Source organism: Variovorax sp. GW458-11-26-14-LB1 (assembly GCF_059423965.1).
Map to the genome: position 1 here is coordinate 1 of NZ_JBWKYW010000093.1, position 10,121 is coordinate 10,121.

At 69.0% G+C, this 10,121-nt stretch carries 11 protein-coding genes; 5 read left to right on the forward strand and 6 right to left on the reverse strand.

What is annotated here, in order from left to right; all coding sequences use genetic code 11:
• Positions 1–960: N-acetylmuramoyl-L-alanine amidase family protein (locus AC07YS_RS31585; RefSeq protein ID WP_495275763.1), on the forward strand; the 960-nt coding region annotated here is incomplete at its 5' end.
• Position 961: 1 nt separating this feature from the next.
• Here AC07YS_RS31585 and AC07YS_RS31590 read toward each other — a convergent pair.
• Positions 962–1,462, reverse strand: a complete 501-nt coding sequence (locus AC07YS_RS31590; RefSeq protein ID WP_495270281.1) for a DUF2938 domain-containing protein — start codon at positions 1,460–1,462, stop codon at positions 962–964.
• Positions 1,455–2,324, reverse strand: a complete 870-nt coding sequence (locus AC07YS_RS31595) for a class I SAM-dependent methyltransferase (RefSeq protein WP_495270280.1) — start codon at positions 2,322–2,324, stop codon at positions 1,455–1,457. The genes AC07YS_RS31590 and AC07YS_RS31595 overlap by 8 nt, the downstream gene beginning before the upstream one ends.
• An 85-nt stretch (positions 2,325–2,409) precedes the next feature.
• Here AC07YS_RS31595 and AC07YS_RS31600 point away from each other — a divergent pair, with 85 nt between their 5' ends.
• Positions 2,410–2,838, forward strand: coding sequence for a helix-turn-helix domain-containing protein (locus tag AC07YS_RS31600; protein WP_139699904.1), 429 nt, complete (start codon positions 2,410–2,412; stop codon positions 2,836–2,838).
• Positions 2,839–2,977: 139 nt separating this feature from the next.
• Positions 2,978–3,268, forward strand: a complete 291-nt coding sequence (locus tag AC07YS_RS31605; protein ID WP_223301444.1) for a YMGG-like glycine zipper-containing protein — start codon at positions 2,978–2,980, stop codon at positions 3,266–3,268.
• 72 nt (positions 3,269–3,340) lie between these two features.
• Here AC07YS_RS31605 and AC07YS_RS31610 read toward each other — a convergent pair whose 3' ends face one another.
• Positions 3,341–4,006 (reverse strand): DedA family protein, encoded by a 666-nt coding sequence (locus AC07YS_RS31610; RefSeq protein WP_062478522.1) that lies wholly within the window; start codon positions 4,004–4,006, stop codon positions 3,341–3,343.
• A gap of 49 nt (positions 4,007–4,055) precedes the next feature.
• Here AC07YS_RS31610 and AC07YS_RS31615 point away from each other — a divergent pair, with 49 nt between their 5' ends.
• Entirely contained in the window at positions 4,056–4,565 is a 510-nt protein-coding gene (locus AC07YS_RS31615; protein WP_447745675.1) for a GNAT family N-acetyltransferase, read from the forward strand.
• The gene (locus tag AC07YS_RS31620) at positions 4,562–5,500 is read left to right on the forward strand and encodes a LysR family transcriptional regulator (protein WP_062478516.1); all 939 of its coding nucleotides are present in this window, start codon (positions 4,562–4,564) and stop codon (positions 5,498–5,500) included. The genes AC07YS_RS31615 and AC07YS_RS31620 overlap by 4 nt, the downstream gene beginning before the upstream one ends.
• Before the next feature lie 4 nt (positions 5,501–5,504).
• Here AC07YS_RS31620 and AC07YS_RS31625 read toward each other — a convergent pair whose 3' ends face one another.
• The 3 genes from AC07YS_RS31625 to AC07YS_RS31635 all read right to left on the reverse strand — a co-directional run bounded on the left by AC07YS_RS31625 (position 5,505) and on the right by AC07YS_RS31635 (position 9,845).
• Positions 5,505–6,857, reverse strand: coding sequence for an MFS transporter (locus AC07YS_RS31625; RefSeq protein ID WP_495270279.1), 1,353 nt, complete (start codon positions 6,855–6,857; stop codon positions 5,505–5,507).
• A 46-nt stretch (positions 6,858–6,903) separates the two neighbouring features.
• A complete protein-coding gene (locus tag AC07YS_RS31630; RefSeq protein ID WP_159271148.1) occupies positions 6,904–7,725 on the reverse strand; it encodes a fumarylacetoacetate hydrolase family protein in 822 nt (273 codons plus the stop codon).
• A gap of 329 nt (positions 7,726–8,054) precedes the next feature.
• A complete protein-coding gene (locus AC07YS_RS31635; RefSeq protein WP_159271145.1) occupies positions 8,055–9,845 on the reverse strand; it encodes an IlvD/Edd family dehydratase in 1,791 nt (596 codons plus the stop codon).
• Between the last annotated feature and the right edge of the window lie 276 nt (positions 9,846–10,121).

A 10,121-nucleotide genomic window follows, 5' to 3' on the forward strand; every position in this document is an offset into this window, starting at 1 on the left:
TCGCCGGCCCCCGCGCCCGTGCGCCCCGCCATGCCGCCCGTCGACCCGCTGGGCGACCTGATGGCGCAGCAGGCCGCGCGCCCCGCGCCCTCCGGGCCCGCGCCGGCCCTGCCCCCTGGCGGCATGCCGCTGCCACTGCCGCCGGCACCGCCGCCCGTGGTGGCTGCAGCGCCTCCGCCAGCGCGCCCCGTGACGCCGCCCGGTCCGCCGCCGCGCGCCACGGCCAGCCGCACCGACCGCATCATCATCGTGGCGCTCGACCCCGGCCACGGCGGTGAAGACCCCGGCGCCATCGGCCCGAACGGCACGCGCGAGAAGGACATCGTGCTGCAGGTGGCGCACCGCCTGCGCGAGCGCATCAACGCGGCCAGCGTCAACGGCAGCCCGATGCGCGCCTTTCTCACGCGCGACGCCGACTTCTTCGTGCCGCTGGGCGTGCGCGTGCAGAAGGCGCGGCGCGTGCAGGCCGACCTGTTCGTGAGCATCCACGCCGACGCCTTCACCACGCCCGCCGCGCGCGGCGCCAGCGTGTTCGCGCTGAGCCAGAGCGGCGCCTCCAGCAGCGCCGCGCGCTGGCTGGCCAACAAGGAAAACGACGCCGACAAGGTCGGCGGCGTGAACGTGGGCAACCACGAGGCGCAGGTGCAGCGCGCGCTGCTCGACATGAGCACCACCGCGCAGATCAACGACAGCCTGAAGCTCGGCGGCGCGATGCTCGGCGAGATCAAGGGCATCGGCGCGCGGCTGCACAAGGCGCAGGTCGAGCAGGCCGGCTTCGCGGTGCTGAAGGCGCCCGACATCCCGAGCGTGCTGGTCGAGACCGCCTTCATCAGCAACCCCGAGGAAGAAGCCAATCTGCGCCGCGCCGACTACCAGGAAAACCTGGCCGACGCACTGATGCGCGGCATCCAGCGCTACTTCGCGCAGAACCCGCCGCTCGCGCGCAGCCGCCAGCTCTAGGCTAGAGGCCCGCCATGCGGGCAACCCACGCGGCCAGGTAAAGACCGACGCCGAAGACGCTGTGCGTGACCACGCTCTGGAACCGCGCCATCGCAGGGCGCGGCGTGCGGCGCGCGGCAAAGCCCGCGCCCATCGCCGGCTGCATCACGCAGAACGGCACGAGCACGGTGCCGATGCCGACGATCAACGCAGGCACCAACGTCGGCTGGCGCGCCCACGCCAGCCCCCAGCCCGCGAGCAGCACGGCCGCGAACGCGATGCCGAGCAGGTAGTGCGCGCTCCAGCCGATGACGCCCTCGCCCGCCACGCGCGGCGACTTGCCGATGGGGTCGTGAAAGAAGCGCCCACGCGTCAGGTGCACGAGCCAGCGGCCCACGAGCGCGTAGTCCAGCGAGGGAATGCCGAACAGGCGCTGGCGCAGCACGGCCCACAGGTCCATCACCACGGTCGCGCCGACGCCGATCCACAGCGTGCGCAGTGCGCATTCGACAGCCTCAGACATGGCCGCGCTCCCGCATCGGGGCGCGCGCCGCGATCATCCAGCAGGCCGCGACAAAGCGCACGTCGTCGCCCTGCACATAGGGCGCAAAGGCGGCATGCAGCGTCTCGACGACCTGCGCGCGCGTTGCGTCATCCACCCCCTGCAGGACCAGGCCGACCGGCCCGAGCCGCGTGAAATAGTCGGCCAGCGCCGTCGCGGGGAACGCGCACTCGACCTCGAAGGGCTGGATGTCGACCTCGCCCCATCCGCTCGCCTCGAGGATGCCCGTGACCCGCGCGCGGTCGGCGAACGCGAACTGGCCCGGTGCGTTCGGCTGGCGCGGCGGCAGGCCGGGCAGCAGCGGCGCGGCGGCACGTTCGGCCGTGGTCATGAACGGGTTGTCGGCCCCGCCGCGCCAGGCGATGCAGCGCAGGGCCGCGCCCTCCGTCGCGGCATGCCGCAGGTTCGCGAAAGCCCGCACCGGGTCGTCGAAGAACATCACGCCCAGGCGCGAGATCACCGTGTCGAACGCGGCCGGCTCGAAGGCGTGGCCCTGCACATCGGCGCAGACGAAGCGGGCCGACGGGAGCGCCTCGCGCGCGGCGCGGGCCTTCGCCGCCTCGATCATCGGCGCAGAGATGTCGACGCCGAGGCACTGGCCGGTCGGGCCGAGCTGCCGCGCCACGGCGAGCGTCGTGCGGCCGGTGCCGCAGCCCACGTCGAGCACGCGGCGGGCGCCCGCGGCGCGCACCGCGTCGCTCAGCCGCGCTTCGAGCGGCTGGAACATCGCGTCGAGCACGGCCTGCGTCCGGACCCAGGCGCTGCCGGCGTGGCCGTTCCACAAGGCGGCCTGTTCGGCATTGGCGGGAGATGTGTCGTCCATGATCGTTTTCCTTCAGGTGCCTTCAAGCGGCGAGAGCTAGACTGTGCCAATTCAAGTCGACTTGAAGTCAAGAGGGGGCCGGCACATGGACATTTCGGAAGTCGCGCAACGCGCCGGCGTTCCCGCCTCGACGCTGCGCTTCTATGAAGAAAAAGGACTGATCGCCTCGACCGGCCGGCACGGCCTGCGCCGCGTGTTCGCGCCCGAGGTGCTGGAGCGGCTGGCGCTCATCGCGCTGGGGCGCGCCGCCGGTTTCTCGCTGGAGGAAATCGGCCACATGTTCTCGCCCGAAGGCAAGCCGCGCATCGACCGGCAACTGCTCGCGGACAAGGCGCAGGACCTGGACCGCACGATCCGCCAGCTCACGGCGATGCGCGACGGCCTGCGGCATGCGGCGGTCTGCCCCGCGCCCAGCCACATGGAATGCCCCACCTTCCGCCGCATCCTGCGGGCGGCGTCGTCGGGTGCGCTGGAAGCCCCGAAGAAGAAGGCGCCGAAGCCGCGCACCCCCTAGCACCACCTGGCCACACCCGCTTTCAGGCGTTGCGTTCCGCAACACGCGCCCCTGCGCACAGGCAAGCGCGGCAGGCTCCTACACCGCGAAATGCATACTTTTGACCATGATGAGCCATCACTCTCGAAAGGTGGACCTCATGTTGAAGACACGTCTCTGGATCGCCGCTGCAGCTGCCACTTCGGTCATGACGCTGGCAGGTTGTGCGAGCGGTCCGAACCAGAACCTCGGCACCGGCATTGGCGCACTCGGCGGCGCGGCGGTGGGCCATGCGATCGGCGGCAACACGGGCAGCACGCTCGGCGGCGCGGCCATCGGCGGCATCATCGGCAACCAGGTGGGCCGCAACGTCGACGAGCGCAACTACTACAACCAGCAGCGCTACCCGCGCGGCAGTGGCTACTACCCGGACAACGGGCCGCGCTACTGATTGACCCTTCCAACCCTCAACGAAAAAACGCGCCCTCCGGCGCGTTTTTTTTTGGGGCGGGCCGAGAGCCGCTCAGGCCTGCGACGCCGCCGCCCGCGCCTTCTCGGCCTTCGAGGCGCGCCACGCGCCGAAGATCGCCAGCAGGCCGGGCACGAAGATCAGCGCCCAGATGATCTTGTCCAGGTGCTGGCGCACGAACGGCAGGTTGCCGAAGAAGTAGCCCGCGGTGGCGATGCCCAGCACCCAGATGAGCGCGCCGCCCACGTTGTAGGCCGTGAACTTCGCGCGGTTCATCTCGGCCACGCCCGCCACGAAGGGCGCGAAGGTGCGAATGAAGGGCATGAAGCGCGCCAGCACGATGGTGATGCCGCCGTAGCGTTCGTAGAAGCTGTGGGCCTGGTCGAAGGCCTTGCGGTTGAAGAAGCGCGAGTTCTCCCACTGGAACACCTTGGGCCCGAAGTAGCGCCCGATCGAGTAGTTGCACTGGTCGCCCAGGATGGCCGCCGCGATCAGGATGCCGCAGGCCAGCGGAAAGCTCATGAGCCCCACGCCGCACAGCGCGCCGACGATGAAGAGCAGCGAGTCGCCCGGCAGGAACGGCATGACCACCGCGCCGGTCTCGACGAACACGATCAGGAACAGCAGCGCATAGACCCAGGGGCCGTAGGCGACCACGAAGGCCTCGAGGTGTTTGTCGACGTGAAGAATGAAGTCGACGAGAAAGCTGATGATTTCCATGGGCGCGGATTATCCTTGTTGGCATGTCGCACCTTTTCCGAATCACCCCATGATCCAGATCCGCGAAGCCCTCGATACCGACTGGCCCGCCCTCTGGGCCGTCCTCGAACCGACGTTCCGCCGCGGCGACACCTACACCTACCCGCCCGATGTGACGGAAGAACAGGCCCGCCATTCGTGGATGAAGGTGCCTACCCTGACCTTCGTGGCCTGCAACGACGAAGGCGCCGTGCTCGGCACCTATGTGATCCGCCCCAACCAGCCCGGCCAGGGCGCGCACGTGAGCAACTGCGGGTATGTGGTGTCCGAGGCGGCGCGCGGCCTGGGCGTGGCCTCTGCGCTGTGCGAACACTCGCAGCAGCAGGCCCTGCGCATGGGCTTCCTGGCGATGCAGTTCAACTTCGTCGTCTCCACCAACGAGCGCGCGGTGCGGCTGTGGCAGCACATGGGCTTCGCCATCGTCGGCACCTTGCCGGGCGCATTCAGGCATCCGCAGCTGGGCTTCGTGGACGCCTTCGTCATGTACAAGCAGCTGCAGCCTTTCCCCGGCGCGGCATGAAGAAGATCGAGCCCCGGCTCCTGCAGGCCTTCGTGGCCGTGGCCCGCGAGGGCTCGGTGTCGCGCGGCGCGCAGCGCCTGTTCCTCACGCAGCCGGCCGTGAGCCTGCAGCTCAAGGAGCTGGGCGCGCTGGTCGAGCTGGAGCTGTTCCAGCGCACGCCCACCGGCCTGCTGCTCACGCGCGACGGCGCGGCGCTGCTCAACCATGCGGAACATGCGCTCGAGAGCCTGAACGATTTCGCGGTGGCCGCCGAGCGGCTCAAGGGCGGCGTGCGCGGCTCGCTGCGCATCGGCACCATCCTCGACCCCGACTTCACTCGGCTCAGCCCCTTCCTCACCGAGCTGGTGGCGCTGGCGCCTGAGCTCGAGACCGAGCTGCACCAGGGCACGAGCGGCGACGTCCTCGCCCAACTGCTGAACAAGGAGCTGGACATCGGCTTCTACCTCGGCGACCCCGAGGCCACCGACCTGCCGCAGGCCAGCGCCGCCTCACGGCGCCACGACGGTGAACTGTTCCATTCGCAGGTGCTGGCGCGCTTCAACTACCAGGTGATCGGCCCGAGCGGCTGGGCGCCGCAGGTGCTGGGCCGCGACTGGCCCGAGCTGGCCTACCTGCCGTGGGTGCTGGCACCGGCAACCTCCTCGCATTCGCGGCTGCTGGCGCCGGTGCTGCAGGCCCACAAGCTGGTGCTGAAGAAAGCCGCGCAGGCCGACCAGGAGATGTCGATGCTGGCGCTGGTGCGCGCCGGCGTGGGCATTTCGCTGGCGCGCGACGCACTGGCGCTGCAGGCCAGCCAGCGCGACGGCCTGGTCATTGCCGACCGCGTGAGCATCGGCTGCGACCTGCGCTTTGTCTGCCTGGCCGGCGCGCTCAAGCGGCCGGAGGTGGACTGCGCGTGGCAGGCCCTGTCGCGCGTCTGGCGACAGGCCTTCTGAACGGCTAGGCGCGCGCCCGGCCGTCGAGCACGGCCGCCGGCGCCGCCGCAGCCCCACTCTTCTTCGCCACGCGCCAACCCTTGGGCATGAGCGCCAGCATCAGCGCGGCCAGCAGCGCCGCGCTGCCCAGCGTGTACAGCCCCGCGGCCGAGCCGCCGTGGTTCTGCTCCACGTAGGTCCGCAGGTTGGGCGCCACGAAGCCGCCCAGGTTGCCGATGGAGTTGACCAGCGCGATGCCCGTGGCAATGCCCAGGCCCGACAGCCGCTCCGACAGGAAGGCATAGAAGATCGGCGTGCCCGACAGGTAGGTCGACGCGCCGATGGACAGCGCCGCGATCGCGAAGATCGGTGAGCCGTGCGCCGACAGGCACACGCACACGCCGAAGATCGTGTACAGCGTCGCCACGGTGACGCGGCGGCGGTCGTGGTGACGGTCGGACCAGCGCGTGACGAAGTACACGACGAACAGCGCCAGCAGCCACGGGATGCTGGTGACGAAGCCGACCAGCAGGCCGATCTTCTGGCCCAGGATCTGTCCCACCTGGGTCGGGAGATAGAAGATGAGGCCGTAGGCGGCGATCTGCACGATGAAGAAGTTCAGCGCGAAGAACATGACGCGCGGATTGCACAAGGTCTGCCACACGGTCTGCGGACTGTCGGCCGACTTCTCCGCCGCTTCCTGGTCAAGCACGGCCTGCAGCGCGTTCTGCTGTGCGGTCGTGAGCCACGGCGCGTTGTGCGGCCGGTCGACGATGACGAAGAAGGCCACGATGCCCACCACCACGGCCATCAGGCCCTCGATGAGGAACATCCACTCCCAGCCCTTGAGGCCGCCGATGCCGTTCATGTCGAGCAGCGCACCGGAGATCGGCCCGCCGATGACGAGCGCGCCCGCAAAGCCGAACAGCAGGATGCCGTTGGCCTGCGCGCGCACCTTGGCGGGGAACCAGTAGGTCAGCGTGAGCAGCACGCCGGGGTAGAAGCCCGCCTCCGCGATGCCGAGCAGGAAGCGCAGCACGTAGAAGGAGGTCTCGGTGGTGGCGAACATCATGGCCGAGGCCACGAGCCCCCAGGTGACCATGATCCGGCACAGCCAGATGCGCGGGCCGACGCGCGACAGGATCACGTTGCTCGGCACTTCGAAGATCGCGTAGCTCACGAAGAAGATGCCGGCGCCGAGCGCGAAGGCGCTGTTGCTCAGGCCGGTGTCGATCTGCAGCGCCTGCTTGGCGAAGCCGACGTTCACGCGGTCGAGGATCGACATGATGTACATGACGATCAGCATGGGCAGCAGGCGCCAGCGCGCCTTGTGGATGGCGGCGCTGACCAGCTCGCCGTAGGGACTCGTGGTTGTCATTGTTGTTGTCTCCTGAATAGGTATGTCTGTCTGGAAGCCGTGGAGGCTAGCCGCGTGCGACCGCGCCGTGGACCGGGTTCGTCACCGAACCCAGCCCGTCGATCTCGACCGAGACCACGTCGCCGCGCTTGAGGAAGCGTGGCGGCTTCAGGCCCAGGCCGACACCGGCGGGCGTGCCGGTGAGGATCAGGTCGCCGGGTTCGAGCGTGATGGCGCGCGAGAGGTACGCGACGAGAAACGCGACCGAGAAGATCATTTCGCTGGTGTTGGACGACTGCACGGCCTCGCCGTTGACGAGGCAGCGGATGCCCAGCGATTGCACGTCGGCCACTTCGTCGCGCGTGACGACGGTGGGCGCGAGCGGGCAGAAGCCGTCGAGCGACTTGCCGCGCACCCACTGCGCCTCGCCCAGTTGCACGTCGCGCGCGCTCACGTCGTTGGCGGCGACGTAGCCGAACACATGCGAGAGCGCTTCGGCCTCGCTCACGCCCTGTGCACGCTTACCGATGACGACGCCGAGTTCGGCTTCCCAGTCGACCTTCTCGGTGAAGCCTTCGGGCCAGGTGATCGCATCGCCATCAGCGGCCAGCGTGTTGCTGAACTTCGCGAACACGACGGGCTTCTCGGGGATGGCCAGGCCGGTCTCGATGCAGTGGTCGCGGTAGTTGGCGCCGATGCAGATGATGTTTCTCGGTGCGAACGGCAAGGTGGGCTTGACGTCGGCGAGGGGGATCGGCTGGCCTGCGTCGCGCCAGGGCTGGCCTTCGACGATGTCCTGCATGCGGGCCGCATCGACGGGCTGCAGTGCGCCGTCCTTGATGTAGCCCACGCGGGGGCCCTGCGGCGTTTGAACGCTCATCCACTTCATGTCTGACTCCTTCTTGCTGATTTAGAAAATTCTGGGTGCGGGGCGGGTTCATTCAGGGCGTGTGCACAGGCCACCGGGTACTTCCCTCCGCGAATGTCCCCCGGGGCTTCGCCCCTCCTCCTTGATTTCGCTGCGGGAAGCACCCAGTGTCCTGAGCACGATGGGCGCGGTCGTTGTGCGGGCCGATCCACACGTGCTCTGAACACGCTCACGTCGATGGGGTGCCTTGCGCAGCGAAACCAAGGGGGAGGGGCGGAAGCCCGCAGGCCGGGGGACATTCGCGGAGCAAGGCACCCCGTCGGCGGGAGCGTCGCCCTGAACAAAAGTCCTCAGTGATTCCGACGCGGAATCCCCGCCGTCTGTGCCACGCGCTGGTACTTCGTCGCCGGCTTCAGCACCATGCCTTCGGACAGCGTGTCCACCATCGCGCGCTGGATCTCCTGCCATGGCGTCTGGCTCGCGGGAATCGGGTAGCCGCCCTTCGCTTCGAGGTCACGGGCGCGCGCTTGCAACACCGCGTCGTCGACGAGCATGTTGACGGTGCGTTCCTTCAGATCCACGCGCACCTTGTCGCCGGTCTGCAGCAGTGCCAGGCCGGCACCCGCTGCGGCTTCGGGCGAGGCGTTGAGGATCGACGGCGAGCCCGAGGTGCCCGACTGCCGGCCGTCGCCGATGCAGGGCAAGGCCGACACGCCGCTCTTGAGCAGGTGCGAGGGCGCGCGCATGTTGACCACCTCCGACGAGCCCGGGTGCCCGATGGGGCCGACGCCGCGCATGAACAGGATGCAGCTCGCATCGATGTCCAGCGACGGGTCTTCGATGCGGGCTTCGAAATCTTCCGGGCCGTCGAACACGATGGCGCGGCCCACGAAGGCGTCGAGGTCGCCGGCCTGGCTCAGGTAGCGCGCGCGGAACTCGTCGGAGATGACGCTGGTCTTCATGATCGCGCTGTCGAAGAGATTGCCCGACATCACGAGGAAGCCGGCGTTTTCGCGCAGCGGCTGGTCGAAGGGGCGGATGACGTCGGCGTCTTTCACCGGCGCGTCGGCGCAGTTGGCGGCCAGGGTGTGGCCGTTGACGGTGCGCGCGTCGGTGCGGATCAGGCCGTGGCGATGCAGCTCGGCGACCACGGCGGGCACGCCGCCCGCGCGGTAAAACTCTTCGCCGAGGTACTTGCCGGCGGGCTGCATGTCGAGCAGCAGCGGCACGTCGAGGCCGACCGTTTCCCAGTCCTGGATGTTGAGCTCCACACCCGCGTGCTTGGCGATGGCGATGAGGTGGATCGGCGCGTTGGTCGACCCGCCGATGGCCGAGTTGACGACGATCGCGTTCTCGAAAGCCGAGCGCGTGAGGATGTCCGAGGGTTTCAGGTCTTCGCGCACCATGTCGACGATGCGCCGGCCCGTTTCGTAGGCCATCTGGCCGCGCTCGCGGTACGGCGCGGGAATGGCCGCGCAGCCGGGCAGGCTCATGCCCAGGGCTTCGGCCAGGGCGTTCATGGTCGAGGCGGTGCCCATCACGTTGCAATGGCCGGCCGAGGGCACGGTGGAGCCCACGAGGTCGATGTAGCCGGGGAAGTCGATGCTGCCCTTGGCGAACAGCTCGCGCGCCTTGAACAGCGTGGTGCCGGTGCCGGTGCGCTGGCCTTCGTGCCAGCCGTTGAGCATGGGGCCGCCCGACAGCACGATGGCGGGGATGTTGGCGGTGGCCGCGGCCATCAGCGCGGCGGGCGTGGTCTTGTCGCAGCCGGTGGTCAGCACCACGCCGTCGATCGGGTAGCCGGTGAGGATCTCGACCAGCCCCAGGTAGGCCAGGTTGCGGTCGAGCGCGGCCGTGGGGCGGCGGCCGTTCTCCTGGATCGGGTGCATCGGAAACTCCATCGCGATGCCGCCCATCTCGCGGATGCCTTCGCGCACGCGCAGCGACAGCTCGCGGTGGTGGCGGTTGCAGGGCGTGAGGTCAGAGCCGCTTTGCGCGATGCCGATGATCGGCTTGCCCGATTGCAGCTCTTCGCGGGTGAGGCCGTAGTTCAGGAACCAGGCCAGGTGCAGGACCGAGAGTTCGCTGTGTTCGGGGTTGTTGAACCAGGCGGCGGAGCGCAGGGGGCGGGGTGTCGTCATGGCGTCGGCTTTCAGGGTGGTCGGCGAACGCGCGCGGCGGCCCCCTGCGCGGCATGGCGGTGGGCCATGGCGGTGTATTGGGTGTCTCCGGTGCGTTCTTGTTGTGCGAATACGTTGGCGAGAGGGAGCTTAGGTTTTCGCCTTCGCCAAAGCCAATGAGATCGGTTGAGGATCGGTATAAGCGCGCCAAATACACCGCCCGGACACCCCGATACCCTGCGAATCGCCCGGTCTGCGCCCCGCTTTTAGAATGTTTCCGGTGAGTGCCCTACCCTC